19 protein-coding genes and 4 pseudogenes are annotated in these 20014 nt (G+C 66.5%); 6 read left to right on the top strand and 17 right to left on the bottom strand.

All coding sequences use genetic code 11. From position 1 onward, the window contains the following. Positions 1-197 precede the first annotated feature (197 nt). Positions 198-1316 (top strand): TauD/TfdA family dioxygenase, encoded by a 1119-nt coding sequence (locus AVJ23_RS09950; protein WP_058862042.1) that lies wholly within the window; start codon positions 198-200, stop codon positions 1314-1316. Between the two features lie 13 nt (positions 1317-1329). On the opposite strand, the gene AVJ23_RS09945 is transcribed toward AVJ23_RS09950, so the two are convergent. The 5 genes from AVJ23_RS09945 to AVJ23_RS09925 form a co-directional block, all read right to left on the bottom strand. Further along, a complete protein-coding gene (locus tag AVJ23_RS09945) occupies positions 1330-1977 on the bottom strand; it encodes an aspartate/glutamate racemase family protein (protein WP_058862041.1) in 648 nt (215 codons plus the stop codon). Further along, positions 1974-2810, bottom strand: a complete 837-nt coding sequence (locus AVJ23_RS09940) for an ABC transporter permease (RefSeq protein WP_058862040.1) — start codon at positions 2808-2810, stop codon at positions 1974-1976. The genes AVJ23_RS09945 and AVJ23_RS09940 overlap by 4 nt, the downstream gene beginning before the upstream one ends. A gap of 1 nt (position 2811) precedes the next feature. Beyond that, positions 2812-3678, bottom strand: coding sequence for an ABC transporter permease (locus AVJ23_RS09935; protein ID WP_058862039.1), 867 nt, complete (start codon positions 3676-3678; stop codon positions 2812-2814). Positions 3679-3785: 107 nt separating this feature from the next. Continuing rightward, positions 3786-5057: an ABC transporter substrate-binding protein gene (locus tag AVJ23_RS09930; protein ID WP_058862038.1), complete on the bottom strand. Its 1272-nt coding sequence runs from the start codon at positions 5055-5057 to the stop codon at positions 3786-3788. A gap of 47 nt (positions 5058-5104) precedes the next feature. Then, positions 5105-6079, bottom strand: coding sequence for an ABC transporter ATP-binding protein (locus AVJ23_RS09925; protein WP_058862037.1), 975 nt, complete (start codon positions 6077-6079; stop codon positions 5105-5107). 251 nt (positions 6080-6330) lie between these two features. Here AVJ23_RS09925 and AVJ23_RS09920 point away from each other — a divergent pair, with 251 nt between their 5' ends. Next, a complete protein-coding gene (locus AVJ23_RS09920; protein ID WP_058862036.1) occupies positions 6331-7017 on the top strand; it encodes a GntR family transcriptional regulator in 687 nt (228 codons plus the stop codon). Continuing rightward, positions 7014-7847 carry a GNAT family N-acetyltransferase gene (locus AVJ23_RS09915; protein WP_058862035.1) on the top strand — a complete coding sequence of 278 codons (834 nt, stop codon included), beginning with the start codon at positions 7014-7016 and terminating at the stop codon, positions 7845-7847. Before AVJ23_RS09920 ends, AVJ23_RS09915 begins: the two co-directional genes overlap by 4 nt. Positions 7848-7878: 31 nt before the next feature. On the opposite strand, the gene AVJ23_RS09910 is transcribed toward AVJ23_RS09915, so the two are convergent. The 4 genes and pseudogenes from AVJ23_RS09910 to AVJ23_RS22240 form a co-directional block, all read right to left on the bottom strand. Beyond that, the gene (locus AVJ23_RS09910; protein ID WP_240484591.1) at positions 7879-8742 is read right to left on the bottom strand and encodes a formylglycine-generating enzyme family protein; all 864 of its coding nucleotides are present in this window, start codon (positions 8740-8742) and stop codon (positions 7879-7881) included. Between the two features lie 76 nt (positions 8743-8818). Then, positions 8819-9514 carry a GntR family transcriptional regulator gene (locus AVJ23_RS09905; RefSeq protein WP_058862034.1) on the bottom strand — a complete coding sequence of 232 codons (696 nt, stop codon included), beginning with the start codon at positions 9512-9514 and terminating at the stop codon, positions 8819-8821. Between the two features lie 168 nt (positions 9515-9682). Then, a pseudogene (locus tag AVJ23_RS23640) lies at positions 9683-9865 on the bottom strand (IS5/IS1182 family transposase); the annotation flags it as partial. A 359-nt stretch (positions 9866-10224) separates the two neighbouring features. Then, a pseudogene (locus AVJ23_RS22240) lies at positions 10225-10769 on the bottom strand (transposase); the annotation flags it as partial. Between the two features lie 209 nt (positions 10770-10978). On the opposite strand from AVJ23_RS22240, the gene AVJ23_RS22810 reads away from it, so the two are divergent. From AVJ23_RS22810 to AVJ23_RS23575, 3 genes and pseudogenes are all read left to right on the top strand, one after another. Further along, a complete protein-coding gene (locus AVJ23_RS22810) occupies positions 10979-11212 on the top strand; it encodes a hypothetical protein (RefSeq protein WP_157772653.1) in 234 nt (77 codons plus the stop codon). Then, positions 11213-11377: a hypothetical protein gene (locus tag AVJ23_RS22805; RefSeq protein ID WP_157772652.1), complete on the top strand. Its 165-nt coding sequence runs from the start codon at positions 11213-11215 to the stop codon at positions 11375-11377. Positions 11378-11504: 127 nt separating this feature from the next. Beyond that, a pseudogene (locus AVJ23_RS23575) lies at positions 11505-11720 on the top strand (transposase); the annotation flags it as partial. A 199-nt stretch (positions 11721-11919) separates the two neighbouring features. Here AVJ23_RS23575 and AVJ23_RS22230 read toward each other — a convergent pair. The 8 genes and pseudogenes from AVJ23_RS22230 to AVJ23_RS09865 form a co-directional block, all read right to left on the bottom strand. Next, positions 11920-12100, bottom strand: a pseudogene (locus tag AVJ23_RS22230) (transposase); the annotation flags it as partial. 381 nt (positions 12101-12481) lie between these two features. After that, a complete protein-coding gene (locus tag AVJ23_RS09895) occupies positions 12482-13312 on the bottom strand; it encodes an aldo/keto reductase (protein ID WP_058862032.1) in 831 nt (276 codons plus the stop codon). Beyond that, on the bottom strand, positions 13309-13971 hold the full coding sequence (locus AVJ23_RS09890; protein WP_084794433.1) for an HAD family hydrolase: 663 nt from the start codon (positions 13969-13971) through the stop codon (positions 13309-13311). Before AVJ23_RS09890 ends, AVJ23_RS09895 begins: the two co-directional genes overlap by 4 nt. Beyond that, positions 13968-15461 carry a xylulokinase gene (locus AVJ23_RS09885; protein ID WP_058862030.1) on the bottom strand — a complete coding sequence of 498 codons (1494 nt, stop codon included), beginning with the start codon at positions 15459-15461 and terminating at the stop codon, positions 13968-13970. Before AVJ23_RS09885 ends, AVJ23_RS09890 begins: the two co-directional genes overlap by 4 nt. Continuing rightward, entirely contained in the window at positions 15458-16537 is a 1080-nt protein-coding gene (locus AVJ23_RS09880; RefSeq protein WP_058862029.1) for an ABC transporter ATP-binding protein, read from the bottom strand. Before AVJ23_RS09880 ends, AVJ23_RS09885 begins: the two co-directional genes overlap by 4 nt. 69 nt (positions 16538-16606) lie before the next feature. Then, positions 16607-18037 (bottom strand): extracellular solute-binding protein, encoded by a 1431-nt coding sequence (locus AVJ23_RS09875; protein WP_058862028.1) that lies wholly within the window; start codon positions 18035-18037, stop codon positions 16607-16609. A gap of 26 nt (positions 18038-18063) precedes the next feature. Then, complete coding sequence (locus AVJ23_RS09870; protein ID WP_058862027.1) at positions 18064-19080, bottom strand: carbohydrate ABC transporter permease; 1017 nt, start codon at positions 19078-19080, stop codon at positions 18064-18066. Further along, the gene (locus tag AVJ23_RS09865) at positions 19080-19964 is read right to left on the bottom strand and encodes a carbohydrate ABC transporter permease (protein WP_058862026.1); all 885 of its coding nucleotides are present in this window, start codon (positions 19962-19964) and stop codon (positions 19080-19082) included. The genes AVJ23_RS09870 and AVJ23_RS09865 overlap by 1 nt, the downstream gene beginning before the upstream one ends. Positions 19965-20014: the final 50 nt, after the last annotated feature.

Genomic DNA, 20014 nt, shown 5'->3' with positions numbered 1-20014 from the left:
CCGCCTGCGCCTTCTGCTTGCCTCGCCGGGCGGTTCGGTGTTCCATGGACCGCGACGAAGCGAAAGACCGGAAGACATGTGCACCGTCTTGGGAAGATGTCCGGGCCATCCGCATGCGAAGGCCCACGCGTGGTGGCCGCCGCCCCGGCGCGGCTGATCTGCCACGCCCTATCCCGACACACTGACCGGAGACACATATGCAACCGAGCCTCAATGCCGGGGCCGACGGGGTCGAGATCCGTTGGCCCGACGGAACCGTCGGCGAATTTCCCTATATCTGGCTGCGCGACACCGACCCCGCGGGGTTCCACCCGCAGACCGGCGAGCGGGTCTTTGACCTCACGCAGGTGCCGCTCGACATCACGCCCAATGCCACGGAGCTGACGCCCGAGGCGCTGGTCGTCACCTGGGACGCCGGGTCGGTGCCCAGCCGGTTCGACCTCGACTGGATCAAGGCGCATCGCCCCGGACAGCCGCGTCCCGATGCCGCCGATCTCGCGCCCGTCGCTTGGCGCGCCGCGCTTGGCGGGGAAGGCGTGCCGCGGCACGATGCGGACAGCATCACCGGCTCGGACGCGGCGCTGGGGGCCTGGCTGCAGGACACCAAGCGCTTCGGCCTGTCGATCGTGACCGGGCTGCGTGACAGCACCGAGGCGGGGCTGGAGGTCGCCCGGCGTGTCGGCCACCTGCGAGAGACGAATTTCGGCCTGACCTTCGAGGTCGTCTCGAAGCCCGATCCCAACAACCTCGCCTATACATCGGACGCGCTGCCGCTGCATACGGACCTGACCAACCAGGAACTGCCGCCCGGCTACCAGTTCCTGCATTGTCTCGCCAACGAGGCCGAGGGCGGCGGCTCCACCTTCTGCGACGGGCTAGCCGTGGCCGAGGATCTGCGCGCGCGCGACCCGCAGGCTTTCGAGGTGCTGTCGACCGTCACGGTGCCTTTCCGGTTCCATGACAGCGTGACGGATATCCGCTCGCGCAAGACGGTCATCGCGCTGGACAGCCGCGGCCGCGTCTCCGAGATCTGCTTCAATGCGCATCTGGCCGATATCCTCGACCTCGCGCCTGCGCAGATGACACCGTTCTACCGCGCCTATCGGCAGCTGATGGAGATGACGCGCGATCCCGCCTATGGCATCGCCCTGAAACTGTCGGGCGGAGAGATGGTGGTCTTCGACAACCGCCGGGTGCTGCACGGCAGACAGGCCTTCGACCCGTCGACCGGGTTCCGGCACCTGCATGGCTGCTATGTCGACCGGGGCGAATGGGACAGCCGCCTGCGCGTGCTCGACCGCGCAGCGCGGGGCTGACAAGCCGCCGGGTCTAGCCGTGCGCGACAGCGGTGCAGAGCCGGGCCGAGGCGGCGACGCCTTCGATCAGGGGGATCCCGGCCCGGGCCGACAGCGCCGGTTCCAGATGCGCCATGCCGGCGCATCCGAGGATGGCACAGGCCGCCGCGTCCTCGCGCGCCGCGGCGGCGATCTCTTCCGCGATGCGGTCGATCACCGCCGCGCCGCCTTCGTCGATGGTCAGCACCGGCAGCCCGCTGGCCCGGACCGAGGCGCAGACCCCGTCAAACCCCTGCTGGCGGATATTGTCCTCGATCACCGGTATCGAGACCGGCAGCGAGGTGATCACCGAGAAGCGCAGCCCCAGCAGCTGCGCCATGACAAAGCTCGCCTGTCCGATCCCGAGCACGGGGCAGCCGGCCTCTGCCCGCGCCTCGGCCAGGCCGGTATCGTCGAAACAGGCGATCACGATGGCCCGCGCCCCCTGCGCCCGGGCCACGGGCAACAGGTCCAGCAGCCCGGGGATGGCCGCATCGCCATCCTCGCGGCCCTGGATGGCCGGCGGCGCCGTGGCGTTGGTCAACCCGATGATCTCGACACCGGGCAGGGTCGCGCGCGCCGTCGCGACGATCCCCTCGGTCATGCAGGCGCTCGAATTGGGGTTGATATAGGCGAGTGTCACACGCCTTTCCCCGCATCCGACCCCAGCCGTGCCCGGCGCTTGCCCATGATCCAGGCTCCCAGCAGGAAGGCCGCGATGATCGACAGCGAAAACAGCGTGGTCAGCGTCCCCAGCGCGTAGATCACCGGCGTCGTGACATTCGTCGTCATGCCGAAAATCTCCAGCGGCAAGGTGTTGTAACTGCCCGCCGTCAGCAGCGTGCGCGCGAACTCGTCATAGCTGAGCGTGAAGCCGAACAGCGCCACCCCGATCAGTGACGGCGCGATGATCGGCAGCACGACATGGCGGATGGTCTGCCACGCGCTGGCGCCCTGGTCGCGGGCGGCCTCTTCATAGCTCTTGTCGAAGCGGTTGAAGACCGCGAACATGATCAGCAGGCCGAAAGGCAGCGTCCATGTCAGCTGCGACCCGAAGCCCGAGGTCGCCCAGTGGATCTTCAGCCCCAGCTGATTGAAGATCAGCCCCACGCCGAGCGAAATCAGAATCGACGGGATCACCAGCGAGGTGATGGCCGCGTAGAACAGAAGGCCCGAGCCGCGAAAGCGCTTGCGGAAGGCCAGCCCCGCCATGACCGAGATCACCACAGTGCTGACCATGACCATCAGCCCCAGCGCGAAGCTGCGCCGGAACGCGCCCCAGATGTCGCCCACCGCCTGCTGCTCGAACAGGTCGCGGAACCAGTAGAGCGACACGCCGTTCATCGGGAAGGTCAGCCCGCCCTGCGGCCCCTGGAAGCTCAGGATGCCGATGGTCAGGATGGGCCCGTAAAGGAACAGGACGAACAGGCCGAAAACGGCGGCAAGAACGTAGAAACTCCGGGGGCGGCGGTCCATGTCAAAGCTCCCTGCGGATGTTGACGAAACGAAGAAGAATCGCGATCACGATCAGCACGGTGCAGAGCAGCACCACGGCGGTGGCCGCGGCCGAGGGGTATTGCAGCAGCGCGATATCGTTTGAGATCAGCCGCCCGACATTGGCCCGCTGCGAGCCCGACATGAAGCGCACGGTGATGAAATCGCCCATCACCAGCGTCACGACGAAGATCGTGCCGATCATGATCCCCGGCTTGGTCAGCGGAATGACCACATGGACCAGCGTCTGGAACCCGCTAGCACCGGCATCGCGGGCCGCCTCGAGCAGGGATCTGTCGATCCGCATCATCGTGTTGAAGATCGGCACGACCATGAAGAGCGTGTAGAGATGCACAAAGGCCAGGATCACCGCGAAATCCGAGTAGAGCAGCCATTCCAGCGGCTCGTCGATCACGCCCCACGAGATCAGCGTCTGGTTGGCGATGCCGTTGCGGCCGAGAAACGGGATCCACGAGATCATGCGGATGATGTTCGAGGTCCAGAACGGGATCGTGCAGAGCAGGAACAGCGCGACCTGCATGGTCAGGCTGCGCACGTGGAAGGCCAGGAAATAGGCCACCGTGAACCCGATGGTCAGCGTCAACGCCCAGGTGATGAGCGCGTATTTGAAGGTGGCCAGGAACACCCGGTAGGTGACCGGCGAGCCGAAGAGGAACTCGTAATTGTCGAACTGGAAGGCGGGGTAGATCGAGAATTCGGTCGCGCCCCAGAAACTGACCACGACGATCATTGCGATGGGCGCGATCAGGAACCCAAGCAGCACCGCCGCCAGGGGCGCCGCCTGAACCCATCCCGCGACATGCCTGTTGGCAAAGGCCCGGATCGCCATGCTGCGTCCCCCTTTCATCTTTCCGAAAATACTCCCGGGGGGTGCGGGGGGCAGCGCCCCCCGCGGATCGGCGCCCGAAGGGCGGCGAAACCCGGCGCGTGCCCGGCTCAGGCCGCGATGAACTCGTTCCACTTGCGGACCATGTACTGGTTCTCGTCCATCACCGCGTTCCAGCAGGCCACCGCGCCCATGCGCTCCTCGAAGGAGCCGCCGTCGCGGATCTCGCCGGCCTCGGCCAGCTTGTCGCCGGTGGGCGAGGTGATAATGTCGGTGGCGGCCTTGCCCTCGAACCAGTAGCCCCACTCGTTCTCGGTCATGAAGTCCTTCGAGGTCTCGGGCACGGCCGAGTAGTAGCCCTGGCGCATCAGGTAGCCGCCGACCCAGCCCGACAGGTACCAGTTGATGTAGTCATAGGCCGCATCCAGCTCCATGCCCGACAGCGCGTTGGACAGCCCGATCCCGCCGCCCCAGGAGCGATAACCTTCCTTCAGCGGCTGGTAGACGCAGGGAATGCCGCGCGACTTGACCGCGGTGATGGCGGGCGACCACATCGACTGGATCACCACCTCGCCGCTCGCCATCAGGTTCACGCTCTCGTCGAAGGTCTTCCAGAAGGCGCGGAACTGGCCGTTGCGCTTGGCCTCGGTGAAGATCGCCATGGTCGCGTCGATCTCGTCGCGGGTCATGTTGCCCTTGTCGCCATACTGGATCTCGCCCATCGCCTCGCAGACCATGGCCATGTCCATGATGCCGATCGACGAGATGTCGAGGATCGAGGCCTTGCCCTGGAACTCGGGGTTCAGCAGCTCGGCCCAGGACTCGATCGGGCGGCCGATCAGGTCGGGGCGGATGCCCAGCGTGTCGGCGTTGTAGATCGTCGGGATCAGCGTCATCCAGTTGGTCTCGCTGTCGGCAAAGCTGCGCGCCCCCGGCTCGGGGATGAAGCCCACCGTGTGCGGGGCCGTGCCCTGCGCGATCTCGGAGTCGGGCGTCAGCTTGCCGGATTTGAAGATGCCGACGATCTTGTCGTAATTGGCGATCCGGCTGACATCCATCGCCTGCAGGTTGCCCGTCGGCCAGACCTTCTTGCAGATCCAGTACTCGATATCGGCGATGTCGAAACTGTCGGGCTGGGTCGCCGCGCGCTGCGTGACGCTGTCGGAATCCAGCGCGGTCATCTCGAGCGTGAAGCCCAGATCCTCTTTCACCTTGTTGGCGACGTCGTTGAGGTTCGACACGCCGGTGCCGAACTGGCGCAGCACGATGTCCTTGGTCTCCTGCGCCCAGAGCATCGGTGCGGGCAGCGTGGATGCCGCGAGCGCCGCACCGCCGGCCTTGAGCAGCGAACGACGCGAGTAGCCTACCTTGGGTTTTGCCATTGTCTTTGTCCTCTCTGTGGATCGGGAAAAGGGGCCGTTTCAGGTCTTCAGGCTTCGAGGCGGTGCATCCGCCCTTCGGTCCAGCTCAGCCGGACGGCCTCGCCGGGGGATTTGGGGGAGGCGAAGAACTCCCCTTCGGGCAGCAGGGCAAGCACGTCCTCGCCGGTCTCGGTCCGGGCGGTCAGCGCGACCGAGGCGCCCTGGTACTCCACCGCCGTGACGGTGGCCGGCATGCCCTCGGTGCCCAGCGTCACCGCGTCGGCCCGCAGCGTGGCCTTGCCGTCGGGCAGCGCGATCACGTTGTGTCCGCCGATGAACCGGGCCACGAACTCGGTCCGGGGGCGTGTCCAGACCTCGCGCGCGGGGCCCGCCTGCTCGATCACGGCGTCATTCATCACGACGATCTCGTCGGCCAGGGCCAGCGCCTCGTCCTGCCCATGCGTGACATGGATGAAGGTGATCCCCAGCTCGCGCTGCAGCTTCTTCAGCTCGCTGCGCATCCGGATCCGCAGGAACGGGTCCAGCGCCGAGAGCGGCTCGTCCAGCAGCAGCACCTTGGGCTCGGTCACCAGCGCGCGAGCCAGCGCCACGCGCTGCTGCTGGCCACCCGACAGCTGCGCCGGGGACCGGTCGGCCAGGTGCGTCATGTCCACCAACGAAAGCAGCTCGTCGGCCTTGGCGTGGCGGGCGGTCTTCTCGACGCCCTTCATGCGCAACGAGAACGCCACGTTGTCGCGGACCGACAGATGCGGGAACAGCGCGTAGTTCTGGAACATCATCGCGGTGCCGCGCTGCGCCGGGGGCAGGGCCGAGATGTCCTGCCCGTCCAGCAGGATCGAGCCGTCGCTGACCTCTTCATGCCCGGCGATCATCCGCAGGGTCGAGGATTTCCCGCAGCCCGACGGCCCCAGAAGGCAGACGTAATGCCCCTTCGCGAAGACGTGGTTCAGATCGCGCACGGCGACCGTGTCGCCATAGCGCTTGGTGAGATGCACAAGCTCAACATCGTATCCCGTCCGCATCGAGACCCTCTCTGACAGCTGGGATCAGACTGTGGTGGCCCGTGGTCGGTATCAGCCGTTTTGTCGTCCGGCAGCGGGTCGACCCGCGGGACTGCCCTGTTTTTCCGCAGCGGTCGCGACATGTGCCCAAGAAACGACACAGTTTCGTATACAATCCTGTTGCGAATATCTGCGCCACGGCGCGGGCTTGCCCTGCTTTCCGCGCTTTCGCTAATTCTGGGCTGTCACCACAACCAGTCGATTCGGAGTCCATGAACGAGATCGCAGCCAAGTCCTGGACCCGCGAGACGGTGGTGGCCGACCTGGAGCGCGCCATCCTCGAACATCGCCTGCCGCCCGGCACGAAACTGGGCGAGGACGATCTGAGCGACGCCTACGGGATCAGCCGAACGATCGTGCGGGCCGCCTTGCTGGCCCTGTCCCATCGCCACCTGGTCGAGCTAAGGCGCAACCGCGGCGCCTTTGTCGCGCAACCCTCGATCCGGGACGCACGGGAAGTCTTCGAGGCGCGCGCCCTGCTGGAGCCGCGCACGGCCCGCTCGGCCGCCCTGCGCATGACCGATGACAGCCTCGACATCCTGCGCGCCAATATCCGGCAGGAGCATGACGCGCTCGACGCCGGAGAGAACGACCGCGCGCTGTTCCTCTCGGGCCGCTTCCATGTCGAGATCGCGCGCATCGCGGATCAGACCACGATCGAGAGCTTCATCTCCGAGTTGATCTCGCGCTCCTCCCTGATCATCGCGCTCTACTGGCGGCGGCGCGCGGCGCTGTGCGAGACGCAGGCCCATCACGCGTTGCTGGACGCCTTCGAGCGCAAGGATGGTGACGCGGCCGAGCAACTGATGAAGAGCCACCTTCTCGACCTGCTCGCCTCGCTGGACCTGCGCCACGTGTCGCAGCCGCCGGCCTCGCTGCGCGAGGCGTTGCAGCGATGACCGGGGCGCATTTCCGCACCGCCACGCTGGCAGAGGTGGCGCAGATGCTCGACTGGGCCGCCGAGGAGGGGTGGAACCCGGGCCTCGACGATGCCGGGGCCTTCCCCGCCGCCGACCCCGAGGGGTTCTTCGTGGCCGAGATCGACGGCAGCCCGGTCGCCGCGATCTCGGTCGTCAACCATTCCGACAGTTTCGCCTTCCTCGGTCTGTACCTGTGCCAGCCCGCCTTCCGGGGCCGCGGGATCGGCCTCGCGCTGTGGCGGCATGCGCTGGCCCATGCCGGTGACAGGAGCATCGGTCTCGACGGCGTGCCCGCGCAGCAGGCCAATTATGCCCGCTCGGGCTTTGACCTCGTGTCGCGCACGCAGCGGCTGTCGGGCCGGTTCGCGCCCGAAGCGCTGACCCTGCCGCTGGCCGGGCCCGGGGACCTTGCGGCGCTTGATCGGCTGGATCGTGTTGCGAATGGCGTGACCCGCCCGCGCTTCCTGCGGGCATGGCTGACGAACGGGCCCACGCGCAAGACCGTGATCCTGCGCGAGGGGGCAACCATCACCGGCTTTGCCACGGCGCGCGCCTGTCAGCAGGGCTGCAAGATCGGCCCGATCATCGCGCCCGGGCCGTCCGAGGCCAGCTTGCTGGCCCGACAGGCCGCGGCGGCGCTGGAGCAGGCCGAGGTCACGATCGACATCCCCGAGACCGGCAAGAGCTTCGCGCAGATGCTGCAGGGCGCGGGCTTCGAACAGGGCTTCGAGACCGCCCGCATGGTCCGGGGCCGCGTGCCAAAGGCGGGGCCGCAGTTGCAGGCCGTGGCCACGCTGGAACTCGGGTGACCAGACAGATCCGGTAGCCGCGCCACGCCCCTCAGACCGGATAGACGACGCGGAACCCGGTATGGGAGGAGGAGCTATCCGGCGTGTTACCGGTGCGGGCGGCGATCCTGTAGCGGAAGCAGTAGCTGGCATGGCACAGGAAGGACCCGCCCTTGAGCAGGCGGCGCGGCTCGGTCGAGGCCGGCTGCCGCGCGGTCTTTTTCAGGGTGCGGACACGGAACGGGTCGGCCGTCCATTCCCAGACATTGCCGACCATGTTGTAGAGGCCGTAGGCATTGGCCTCGAAGCTGATCGCGGGGGCGGTGGCGGCAAAGCCGTCGGCGCCGGTGTTCAGGTGCGGGAAATTGCCCTGCCAGATATTGCAGGGCTGGAACGTGGTGTCGTCCGGCGCCCTGTCGCCCCACGGAAAGGGCACGTCGCCAAGCCCACCGCGCGCGGCATGTTCCCATTCATGCTCTTTCGGCAGCCGCCCGCCGGCCCAGCGGGCATAGGCCGAGGCATCATGCCAGGACACGTGCACCACCGGATGATCGTCCTGCCCAGGCGCGCCATGCGGGCCGGCGGGCCTGGCCCAGTGCGCCCCTTCGACCCGGCGCCACCATTCCAGCCCGTCGATGCCCAGCGTGTGGCCCTCGGTCTCGGGCAGGTGCGAGAAGAACACGAAGGACCAGCGGAAGCGCTCGGCCTCGGTGCGATAGCCGGTGGCCGCAACGAAACGGCGGAAGGCGGCGACCGTGACGGTGCCGCGCTCCCAGTCCAGCGGTTTCACGCGACGCTCGCGCAGCGGCGATTCCCCGTCCCCCTCGATGATCGGATGGGCCGTGCCGACCAGCGCCTTGCCGCCGGGCACCCGGACGCTGTCGCGCCACTCCGACGGCATGGCGGCGATCGGCACCGCGTCGGGGGCGAGAGACGTGCCAGAGCTCCCGCGGCTGGCGCAGCATGTTTTCGGCGATCCGTCCATGGTGTCCTTATCCTGCGGTGCCGCGCTGCGCGATGCGCAGCCTGTCGACAAGGTGGCGGCCGGCGTCGCGCAAATGGGCGTGCAGGGTCTCGGCCGTGGCCTCGACGTCCTGTCGCTTGATGCAGTCGATCAGCTTGCGGTGCTCGCGGAAGATCGCCTCGCGCCGGCCGATGGCGACCGGAACGCGGGTGGAGATGGCCCAGAGGATCTCCCGGTGCTGCTGCCACAGCTTGAAGGCGACGCGGTTGTAGTGATTGCCGTAGAGCGTGGTGTGGAACTGCCGGTCGAGATCGGCATGCTGCTGCTTGTCGGCAAAGTTCAGCGCCTCGATCCGGTCCTGGATGACCTCCAGCCGGTCGATATCCTCCTGGCTGGCGGTCTCGACGAAGACGCGGACGAGATAGGGCTCGAGCTGCTGGCCGACCTCGCTGACATCGCGCACGAAATCGGTGTCGATGGCGCGCACCCGCGCGCCCTGGTTCGGCACGAAATAGACCAGCCCTTCGCCGCGCAGCTGTTGCAGCGCCTCGCGCACCGGGTTGGTCGACACGCCGTAGCGCCTGGCCAGCGCGCTGACCTTGAGGCGCTCGTTATCGGCCAGGTTCCCGGCCAGGATCTCGTGGCGGATACGGGTGAAGATGGCGTTTTCGGCTTCGTCGCCGGCCTCGACACTGATCGACAGGGGAAGGTGGGAAGCCGTCATGGGGTCGCCTGTTCTGTGTCGCTGTGCCGGGCGGCACGCGATCCGCCGCGTTGGAAATCGTGTACCATTTCCGCCTGATATGAGCAAATACAAGCCACGCAACATGCAGTTTTTCTGGGCGGTGCATTGCTTTGGCCTGAGATATGAGTGCGCCTCATCCCACTGAGGTTAAGCCACGCGAACGCTGTCGTCGGTGCCGAAGGCATTGAACCGGTTCATGAGGGCAATGCGGACGTGGACTTCGGCGGTCTGGCGGTCGGGGTCTCTCGCCATGATGCGCTCGTCGAAGGCTTTCAGGCATCGCATCCTCGCTTCGATCCCGCTGATTGCATGGTAGCCTGTCCAGCGTTTTCATAACGCCCGCCCATAGTGTTAATTGGCGCGCGGCGAGTCGTTTCATGCGCGTGCCTCTGAGCAGTCATCCTTCAATAGACGCCCGTTCCTGCGGATCAGGATGATCGAAACCGCGCCGCGCTAGATGTGGGTCCTGTGGCTGCAACGCATTTAGTTGGTACCCTTCAGGGTCACTGTGCCTGACGGTTCACCCTCCGGTATCGGCCGAGCACGTCGGGCAGCACAGGACTGGCGCCTTTGCGCCGAGATCGACAAACGGGTGAACGACTTCCGCTCTCGGCCGTTTGAAGGCGCCCGGCGCTCGCCTTTGTCGATGATGTCCCGGGAAGCGGTGTAGCTTCTCGTGGCCCTCGCGCTCACTGGCGGGTCGGAGCGCGACAGTCGCGCTGTGCAGCAGGCGGGCTGCCCAAGACATCATCGCAGACTGGCGTGAGCATCTCCAGCGTCATGTAACGGCGGCGCTGGACGGTCCATTGCTCAGTCCGCTCTATCAGGATTGCCCTGCCAGTCTCCGAATCGAGGCTTTTTTGAGGAAGATCACGACGAGGCCCGTGCGTTGGCTGATCTCACCATTCGGGCGCTCGAACGGAGTCGTGGACTGCACCTTCGCGCGATGCCGGGCCGGGAAGGTCATGCAGGCCAGCACGTCTTCCTCAGCCGAATCCTTGAGCGTTGCCAGTTTCGACGGCTTGGGCCGCATCTGGTACGCCACGAGACGCCACTGGGCCTTCGCCGCCGCATGATCCGTCTGGGCCAAGGCCGTGGCTATGAAGGTGCACACCGCCCTGCGGCGGCTCTTGCCGGCATGGGCGAACGCATTGCGACGAAAGAGAACCCGGCAGCGCTGCCGGGAGGTTGCCAGAACCCGCGCTACGGTCGCTTTGATGCCCTCATCCTCATCCCTCTTGTCTTATGACTTCCCCTACTCCCGTTGTATGGTTGGGGTTGCCGCGGCGATCATACAGTCTCTCGCGGCAGCGGGGGCCGGATCGCACCCCTCTGGGTCGCAAAAGACCTTTGCCGAGTGAGGTCGCTCCGCATTTTCTTCAGACCTGAACAAATACCTAGGCGCGAGGTCCGCAAGACAAGACGAGGTGGAGGAACATGAGAATGCAAGACACGATTGGCGTAGACGTCTCGAAGGATCATCGACGGTTTTCAAACGACGCGGCCGAGCTGACGGCTCTTCGCCGATGGATGCGCGCACGACGCGACGTGCGCGTCGTGTTTGAAGTTTCCGGAGCCTGCCACCGCGACCTCGAGCGCACTTTGTCGCGCCAGAACCTGGCTTTTGCAAAGGTCAAACCAAGGCAAGCCCGCAGGTTTGCCGAGGCGGTCGGTTAGGTGGCCAAGACCGACAGGGTCGACGCCGCGATCGTGGTCCGGATGGGAACGGCGCTGGACCTCACGCCGAGCGCGGCCCTGCCTGCATACCTAACCGAACTCCAGGATCTGTTGGTGTTCCGCCTTTGCCTCATCCGGGATCGCGCTGCGGCTCAAGACGGCTAGACCGGCCCTTCTACGCCGTCTTCGCGCTCAGCGTCTAGCGCAGATCAAGCGGCAGGTCGCTTCGCTCGACCGCGCCGTGCAGACCATCACAGACGCGGACCCGGACCTGCGCGTTTGCAAAGTGTTCATGGTTTGCACCTCGGGCATCTCGACCGTCTCAGCCCCAACGATCCTCGTGGGCATGCCCGGACTCCGCGGGATGGACGGCAAGCAGACCGCAGCCTTGGCAGGTCTGGCGCCCATGCCCCGCCGGTCCAGCCGATGGCAGGGCCAGAAGCGGATACATGGGCGAAGGTCCTCCGTTCGACGCTCTCTCTCCATGCCAGCCCTTGGCGCGATCCAGTACAACCGGCCGGAAAAGGGCGTTCCGAGCAACTCATCGCCGGGGGATGCCCCGCAACGTCGCTCTCACCGCCGTCATGCGCAACTTCATCGTCACGGCGAACGCGTTTCTGCGCGACTGTCAGAAATGGTCCGAAATCCACCCTTCATCATCACGGACACTCGGGACATTGCTTCGCCACGCACTCCCAGGCAGCGAACAGGCAGATTTGTATGGCCGCATCGGTGCATATCGCGGGTCGTCCCAACTGCCCGTCACGCGGCGCGAGCCAGGTCATGTCCTTGTCGACCCAGATCAACAGCGATCCTCTGCTTCCGCAGTGATGCGTTGTAGCTGGACCAGTTGGTGGCGCGATAGCGTGAAGGAGATAGGTTGCTAATGCCATGTGCCAAACGCCATTTCCCGGGACCGAGGTGATTGAAGATTACCGGGGCATCCTCGTCGTGACCTTTGCGACCAGCGGGTTGTGATGTGTGCTTTCGACCGGCGCGCCGATGTGGGTGATGCTCCAGATGGGACCGGCGCAAGTGGGCATCCTGCTGATGTCCGAAGTGCTGGTCGGGGCGGATCCGGCGGCCGTCATCTTGGTCAGAGGAGGGTCGGACCGCTTGCGACACGCGAAAGCAACGCCGAAGTTTTCCTCATCGGCTCACAAATATCGCGTTGTCCCCGACCCGAAAGACTCCGATCGGGGCGCACACGCTGCGAGGGGTGCCGGTACCGGCGGGCGAATGCCGCCGGTTTGCCGGTGGACGCAGGTCTCAGACGACCTCGAACTCGCGCGGGTCGGGGCCGCAGCGGTCGCCGGCGTCCAGCTTGGCGATTGCCGCCATTTCCGCCTCGGTCAGCTCGAAATCCAGCACGTCGATGTTGCTGGCGAGGTGGTCGCGCTTGGTGGAGCGGGGGATCACCGAGTGGCCCAGCTGGATATGCCACCGCAGGATGACCTGGGCGGGGCTCTTGCCGGTGCGGCTGGCCGCGTCCCGGATGGCCGGCGCGTCGAAGGACTTGCCATTGCCCAGCGGGGTCCAGGCCTGGCTGACGATGCCGCGGGCCACGTTGGCGGCACGTATCTCGGCGTTCTGGAACCGCGGGTTGATCTCGACCTGGTTGACCGCGGGGGTGACGCCGGTCTCGTCGATCAGCCGGTCGAGATGATCCGGGTTGAAGTTCGACACGCCGATGGAGCGGACCTTGCCGGCGTCGCGGGCTTCGATCAGCGCGCGCCAGGTGTCGACATACCGGTCTTGCGCCGGGCAGGGCCAGTGGATCAGCACGAGGTCGAGATAGTCGAGCCCGATGCGTTTCAGGCTGCCATCGATCGCGGCGCGGGCGGCGTCATGGCCCTGGTCGGCGTTCCAGACCTTGGAGGTGACGAACAGATCGGCGCGCGGGGCGGGGGCCTGGCGGAGGCCCTCGCCCATGCTGGCCTCGTTGCCGTAGATGAAGGCACCGTCGATCAGGCGCACGCCCAGCTCGACCGCGGTCGAGACCACGCCGGGGGTGGTGGCATCGTCGATCTGCCAGACACCGATGCCAAGCTGGGGGATGCTGCGGCCATCGTTGAGGGGGAGTTGCGGGATGGCGGTCATGGTTGAGCCTTCATGTTGAGGAATGTCTCGATCAGCGGATCGGGTACCGCGCCGGGGGCGATGTAGCGCGCGCCCTCGGGCGGGGTGGGGTCAGGGGCCTGCGGGTGGTAGAGAACCTGCATCCCCGCGGCGAGACCGGCAGCGGCGCCGGTGGGGCTGTCTTCGACCACGAGGCAATCCGCCGGTGCCACACCCAGCCATTGTGCCGCGAGCAGGTAGCCATCGGGCGCGGGCTTGCCGCGGGGCACGTCGGCGCGGGTGACGACGGTGTCCAGCAGCGTGTCCAGCCCGGTGGCGCGCATGCAGAAGCGCACCTCTTCGGGGGTGGAGTTCGACACCAATGCCATCGGGACGCCCCGCGCGCCCAGCCGCTCGGCGAGGGCAGCGGCCGGCAGGCGGGCGATCGCGTGGGCATGGCGTTCGAAGTGCCGGTGCTTGAGCCCTGTCCATTCGGCCAGCGAAAGCGGTGTGCCGGTCGCTTCCCGAAGCGCGGCAAAGACCGCGTCGCCGCTCGCGCCCAGTAGACCGTCATGCAGCCCGGCGGGCACGCTCAGCCCGGCCTCGTGCAGGGCGCTGTCGAACGCGGCCTCATGCGCGGGTTCACTGTCAACAAGTGTGCCGTCCATGTCCCAGAGGATGGCACGTGTCGTTGCGGTCATGGCAGGTCGTCCAGCTCGGGGTAGAGGTCGTTGGCGCTCTGGTAAAGGCGATCAAAGACGGGGGCCATGCGATTGTAGGTGTCGGCCCAGGCCGGATCGGGCGTGACCTCCTGAGCGTAGCGCACCATGCCCCGCGCGGCAGTGGCCAGGTCGGGCGCGTCGCCGGTGGCGGTGGCCATCAGCATCGCCGCGCCCACAACGCCGCATTCCAGTTCCTCGGGGACGAGGTAGGGCACGCCGTACATGCTGGCCTTGATCTTCAGCCAGAGCGCGTTCTTCGCCCCGCCGCTGGCCGCGACGATCCGGTCCGGGCGGCCGGCATCGCCCTGCAGCCCGTCGAGCCGCCGCCTGACCGCGAAGGCGACGCCCTCGAGCACCGCGCGGTGCAGTTCGGGCAGACCATGACCGGCGGTGAGGCCGAAGAACTGCGCGCGCGATCCCGGGTGGTGCCGTTCGCCGGAGAGATAGGGCAGGAAGAAGAGCTTGTCGGCACCCGGCTTGGCGGCCTCGGCATCGGCGGCGATCTCGGCATAGCTGCGGGCATTGTCGTGGAACGCGCGGCGCGCCCAGCGGACGGCATCGCCGCCGGCATCCAGCAGGGTCATCGCGCCCCAGGTGCCGTCGGCGGCCAGCACGTTGGAGATCTCGGGGTCGATCACCGGGGCGTCATGCATCAGGGTGATGATGGTCGAGGTGCCGGTGACGTCCGATCCCATGCCGGGCGCGATCACGCCAGAGCCGGTGAGCGCCATCGGGTAATCCCCGGCGCCGACCAGCACCGGGATCTCGGCGGACAGCCCGAGCTCGGCGGCCACCTCGGGCAGCAGCGGGCCAAGAATGTCCTGCGGGGCAAGCAGCTCGGGCAACAGCCCTTGGTCCACGCCGGTCAGACTGCACATCCGCTCCGACCAGTCGCGTGTGCGGCAGTCCATCAGGAAAGACAGCGAGGCCTCGGTCATGTCCTGTGCCCGCCGCCCGGTGAGGCGGAAATTGATCCAGTCTTTCGGCATCAGGACGGTCGTGGCACGGGCCATGGCGGCGGGATCGTTCTCGGCCAGCCAAGCCAGCTTGAAGGCGGGCCAGGCGGTGGCCGGCAGGTTGGCGGTGAGGCGCAGCACCTCCTCCGCATACATGTTCGCCGTGAACGCGGCGACCTGCGGTGCGGTGCGCTTGTCGTTCCACAGCGGCACGGTTTCGCGGGCAAGCCGGCCGTCGTCATCGACCAGCACCGTGCCATGCATCTGGCCGCAGGTGCAGATCGCCGCCACGCGGGCGGCGGCATTGTCGACCTCGGCCAGCACCTTGCGCACCACGGCGCGGGTGCCGTCCCACCAATCCGCCGGGCGCTGTTCGGACCAGCCGAACTGCGGCACGATCTGCTCGTGCTCCTGGTGACAGATCGCCTGAATGCGGCCGTCGCGCGCGACAAGAGCGGCCCGCAGGCTGCCCGTGCCGACGTCGATGGCAAGGTAGAGGTCGCGGGTCGTCAAAGCCGTGCCTCGCTGTCGATGTCGAAGAAATGCGCCTTGCTCATGTCGATCTGGACCGTGCATTCCTGACCGGGTTCGGCCGGGAAGCGCGGTTCGACCTGGGCCACGACCTTTTCTTCGCCCACATGTCCCAGCACCAGCGTATGCGCGCCAAGGGGTTCCAGCGTGTCGCAGCGCAGGGTCAGCGGGGCAGGGGCGTCGCCGCCATCCATGTGCTCGGGCCGAATGCCCAGCGTGACGCGGTCACGGGCACCGATGCGGGCAAAGGTCTCGGGCGAGAGCGGGAGGCGCTGGCCGTCGAGCCAGGCGGCGCCATCGCGGGTGGCGACCTCGAAGAAGTTCATCGCGGGCGAGCCGATGAAATTGGCGACGAAGCGATTGGCGGGTTCCTCGTACAGGCGGATCGGGGCATCCACCTGCTCGATCACGCCGGCGCGCATCACCACCACGCGGTCGGCCATTGTCATGGCCTCGACCTGGTCGTGGGTCACGTAGACCGCGGTGGTGCCGAGCCGCTTCTGCAGCAGCTTGATCTCGGTCCGCATCTCGACGCGCAGCTTGGCGTCGAGGTTCGACAGCGGCTCGTCGAAGAGGAAGACCTGCGGGTGGCGCACCAGGGCGCGCCCGATGGCGACCCGTTGGCGCTGCCCGCCCGAGAGGTTCCTGGGCTTGCGGTCGAGATAGGGCTCGAGCCCCAGCAGAGCGGCGGCCTCGCCGACCCGCGCGTCGATCTCTTCCTTCGGCGTGCCATGCACCTTCATGGCGTAGCCGATGTTTTCGCGCACGCTCATATGCGGGTAGAGCGCGTAGTTCTGGAACACCATGGCGCAATCGCGCTCACCGGGGCGGGCATGGGTCAGGTCGCGGCCCGCGATGTGCACGGCGCCGGTGGTCACGCTTTCCAGCCCGGCGAGCATGCGCAGGGTGGTGGTCTTGCCGCAGCCCGAGGGGCCGACAAGCACGATGAATTCGCCCTTGTTGATGGTGAGGTCGAGCGGCGGCACGACCTCGGTCGCCCCGAAGGACTTGGTGATCCGGTCAAAAACGATATGCGGCGTGTCGGTGCTGTCGAGCATGACGCTCTCCTCGTGCTTCTGCGTCGGGGACGGCCCCGCCCGAAGGCGGGACCGATCCTGTATCAGGTCTTACTCGAGACCCATCGCCGCGCGATAGGCGGCCAGCTGGTTGTCGCGGCCGAACTCGTCGGTCAGCTTGTCCCATTCGGCGGCGATGGCATCGAGCGCCTCCTGCGGTTCAACCTGCCCGGCAATGGCCTTGGACAGCTCGATTTCCAGCACCTCGGTGTAGGAGAAGAAGCCCGGCAGCCGCAGGTCGAGCGCGACATTCTCGGCATCCAGCGACCCGCGCTGCGCGCCCAGATAGCTCTTGGCTTCTTCCGGCGTGAAGATCGCCGACCAGTTGTCGAGGTTCTCGTAGTGGCTCAGGCGATAGGGGTTCACGCCGGTATTGGCAGTGACGATGGCCTGGCCCGAGACCTCGGGGCTGGTGACTTCGGCCACGAAGGACCACGCGGCCTCCTGGTTCTCGCTGTCGCCCGGCACTGCCAGCTGCCAGCCGCCGAAGGCAAGGAACGGAGAGGCGACGGGCGTGTCGAACGTGTCCCAGCTTTCGGTTTCCGAGTTCCAGATCTCGGTCGAGCCGGGCAGGACGGCGGTGCGGACATTGCCCGCGATGGCCCCCTCGGTCGCGCCCAGCACGCCGCTGTCGGCCCAGTCGATGTTCATCGCCACGGTCCCGCCGGCATAGAGCGGCCGCACGTCGCCCGAGCCGTTGTTCAGCGCGCCCGGCGGGTTGAATTCCAGCCCGCGCTTGTAATCCTCGAGCGCCCTGAGCCAGCCCGGGTTGTTGATCTGCGCGTCCATCGTCTCGGGGTCGAAGAACATGGCGCCGGGCGTGTTGGGGTTGTTGGTATAGCTGGCCGCATGGCTGAAGAAATACCAGAACTGCTGACCGCCCCGGCGATAGGCCTCGGCGGTGCCGTAATCCACCGCGTCGGAGCCGGTGAAGAACTCGGCGATGTCATAATACTGGTCCCATGTCACCGGCGCGGCAAGCTCGTAGCCGTACTGCTCCTTGAAGGCCGCCTTGTTGGCCTCGTCCTCGAAGAGGTCGGCGCGATAGTTCAGCATGTGCATGTCGCCATCCATCGTGGCTGACTTGATCTCGCCGCCCCAGGACATCAGCCGCTCGCGGTAGACGGGGTGGATGTCCTGCCAGTCCTCGCCCTGCTGCATCTCTTCGGGCATCACCGACAGGAAGGGGGCGAAATCGGGCACCCATGCGGGGATGAAGCCGATCACGTCGAAATCGCCGGTCTGCTGGCTCATCGCGGTCAGGAACTTGGGGTAAAGCTCGGAGAAGGGGAACTCGACGATCTCGACGGTGCCGCAGGTCTTCTGCTCCCAGCTGTCGGCGGCGGTCTTCAGCGCCGAGGCGATGAAGGGACCGTTCTGCGTCGACACGGTCAGCGTGACGCCCGAGTAGTCCGGTGCGCAGGCCGCGTTGGCGAGGCTGGCAATCGGCACGAGCGCGGTTGCGAGAAGTAGGTTTTTCACAGGTTTGGTCCTCCCTGAAAGCGCCGTCACTTGATGGATCCGGCAAGGAACCCCGAACGCATCATGCGCCCGAGAAAGATGGCGACCGCGATCATCGGGATGATCGAAATCAGCGCGGCCACGGAAATTGCCCACCACTCGTCACCGCGGGACGAATTCTGCCCGGCCATGAGGATGGGAAGGGTCTGCCACTTGGACGAGGTCAGCAGCAGCGCGAATAGAAACTCGTTCCAGATGAAGGCCAGGACGATCATCGAGGTGGCGACAAGCCCGGGCTTGGACATCGGCAACACGATCTGGAAGAAGATCCGCATCCGCCCGATATTGTCGACCATTGCGGCCTCTTCGACCTCGACCGGGACATTCGAGAAGAAGTCGCGCATCAGCCACACGGCAAAGGGCAGGCCGAAGGCGGTATAGGCGGCCACGAGCCCGGGGAAGCTGTCCAGCAGACGGACGCCCACCTTGTTCATCTCGGCATAGAGCAGGAACAGCGCGAAGGCCGAGACGATGGGCGGGAACATCCGCTGCGACACGAACCAGAAGGTCACGTCGTTGTTGCCCAGGATCGGGCCGGGCAGGTTGCGGCCGTTAAGCCAGACAGAGACGGGCAGGGCGGTGACCAGGACAAGCCCCAGCGCCTGTGGCACGCCGAACCCGGCCAGCTGGTTGAGCACGGCAAAGCCGCCGATCGACAGAAGCGCGAAGGCCAGCCCGGCCAGCAGCCGGATGCGGAACTCGAAGCGCACCAGCGCATAGGCCGCCATTGCGCCAAGGAAGACCGACAGCGCGGTCGAGACCAGCGAGACGAAGATCGAGCTGAAGATCGGCCCGGCAAAGTCGCCCCGCACCCCGGCGAAGGCATCGAGAAAGGCCTGCAGCGTCGGCTGGAAATCGACGAAGGGGATATAGGTGGCCCCGCCGCTCACCGCCGCGGGCGGCTTGAAGGCGGTGACCAGCACCCACCAGAGCGGGAAGAGGCAGAAGACAAGCCAGACAAGCGCAAGGCCGAGGCCGAGGCGGCGGAAGGTGGTGCGGTCCATCACTGGTACCTCCGGATCATGCGTTGCGCCGCGGCGAGGTAGAGCGTGCCGAACAGGATCACCACGATCAGGAACAGGAAGCTGAGCGCCGAGGTCATGCCGATGTTGAATTTCTTGAAGCCCTCGTTGTAAGCGAAGAGAGTCAATGTCTCGGTCGAGGTGCCGGGGCCCCCGCCGGTCAGGACAAAGACCGTGTCGATGATCTTGAAGCCCTCGATCAGGCGGATGAACACCACGGCGACCGACAGCGGCAGCAGCATCGGGAAGGTCAGGTCGCGGAACCGGCGCCAGGTCGAGATGTTGTCGACGCGCGCGGCCTCGAACACCTCGGAGGGCAGGCCCTGCAGCCCGGCCAGCATCAGCAGCACGACGAAGGGGGTCCATTGCCAGACCTCGACCGTGATCAGCGTCGCGATGGCAAAGCTGGGTGAGGTCAGGAAGGGCAGGTTCTCCAGCCCGAACAGCGTGAAGAACTCGTTCACCGGGCCCAGCACCGGGTGGAACAGCATCCGCGCGATCAGCGCCACGCTGACCGGGGCCAGGAACATCGGCAGCAGGAAGCTCACGCGATACAGGCTGGCGCCCGGCACGTTGTGGTGCAGCGTCAGCGCAAGGGCAAAGCCGAGGACATATTGCAGCGCGACCGAGATGAAGACGATCACGGCGGTGACCTGGATCGAGCCCCAGAAGCGCGCCGAGCCCAGGATCTCGGTGTAATTGTCGAAGCCCACGAATCTCGGCGGGATCGGCGGCACGATCCTGATCGTCTGGAACGAGACGACCAGCGCGTAGATCAGCGGGAACAGGGTGATCGTCAGCACCAGCAGGAAGGCCGGCAATATGAAGGCGTACTTCACCCGATCGGGCTGTGGGGAATGGCTCATGGGGTTTGTCCTCCGTTGGCGGCCACCATGGCGGAGCTTCGGTTTTGGCG

The organism is Pseudoponticoccus marisrubri (genome assembly GCF_001482405.1).
In the GTDB taxonomy this organism is placed as follows: domain Bacteria; phylum Pseudomonadota; class Alphaproteobacteria; order Rhodobacterales; family Rhodobacteraceae; genus Pseudoponticoccus; species Pseudoponticoccus marisrubri.
Note: the sequence above shows the minus strand (reverse complement) of the source record. Positions and strands in the feature narration are given on the sequence as shown.

What these genes read in the sequence shown, in the direction of transcription:
- AVJ23_RS09950 (WP_058862042.1), top strand. Translation starts at nt 198, where the DNA reads ATGCAACCGAGCCTCAATGCCGGGGCCGACGGGGTCGAGATCCGTTGG.
- AVJ23_RS09940 (WP_058862040.1), bottom strand. Translation starts at nt 2,810, where the DNA reads ATGGACCGCCGCCCCCGGAGTTTCTACGTTCTTGCCGCCGTTTTCGGC.
- AVJ23_RS09935 (WP_058862039.1), bottom strand. Translation starts at nt 3,678, where the DNA reads ATGGCGATCCGGGCCTTTGCCAACAGGCATGTCGCGGGATGGGTTCAG.
- AVJ23_RS09930 (WP_058862038.1), bottom strand. Translation starts at nt 5,057, where the DNA reads ATGGCAAAACCCAAGGTAGGCTACTCGCGTCGTTCGCTGCTCAAGGCC.
- AVJ23_RS09925 (WP_058862037.1), bottom strand. Translation starts at nt 6,079, where the DNA reads ATGCGGACGGGATACGATGTTGAGCTTGTGCATCTCACCAAGCGCTAT.
- AVJ23_RS09920 (WP_058862036.1), top strand. Translation starts at nt 6,331, where the DNA reads ATGAACGAGATCGCAGCCAAGTCCTGGACCCGCGAGACGGTGGTGGCC.
- AVJ23_RS09915 (WP_058862035.1), top strand. Translation starts at nt 7,014, where the DNA reads ATGACCGGGGCGCATTTCCGCACCGCCACGCTGGCAGAGGTGGCGCAG.
- AVJ23_RS09905 (WP_058862034.1), bottom strand. Translation starts at nt 9,514, where the DNA reads ATGACGGCTTCCCACCTTCCCCTGTCGATCAGTGTCGAGGCCGGCGAC.
- AVJ23_RS22810 (WP_157772653.1), top strand. Translation starts at nt 10,979, where the DNA reads ATGCAAGACACGATTGGCGTAGACGTCTCGAAGGATCATCGACGGTTT.
- AVJ23_RS09895 (WP_058862032.1), bottom strand. Translation starts at nt 13,312, where the DNA reads ATGACCGCCATCCCGCAACTCCCCCTCAACGATGGCCGCAGCATCCCC.
- AVJ23_RS09890 (WP_084794433.1), bottom strand. Translation starts at nt 13,971, where the DNA reads ATGACCGCAACGACACGTGCCATCCTCTGGGACATGGACGGCACACTT.
- AVJ23_RS09880 (WP_058862029.1), bottom strand. Translation starts at nt 16,537, where the DNA reads ATGCTCGACAGCACCGACACGCCGCATATCGTTTTTGACCGGATCACC.
- AVJ23_RS09870 (WP_058862027.1), bottom strand. Translation starts at nt 19,080, where the DNA reads ATGGACCGCACCACCTTCCGCCGCCTCGGCCTCGGCCTTGCGCTTGTC.
- AVJ23_RS09865 (WP_058862026.1), bottom strand. Translation starts at nt 19,964, where the DNA reads ATGAGCCATTCCCCACAGCCCGATCGGGTGAAGTACGCCTTCATATTG.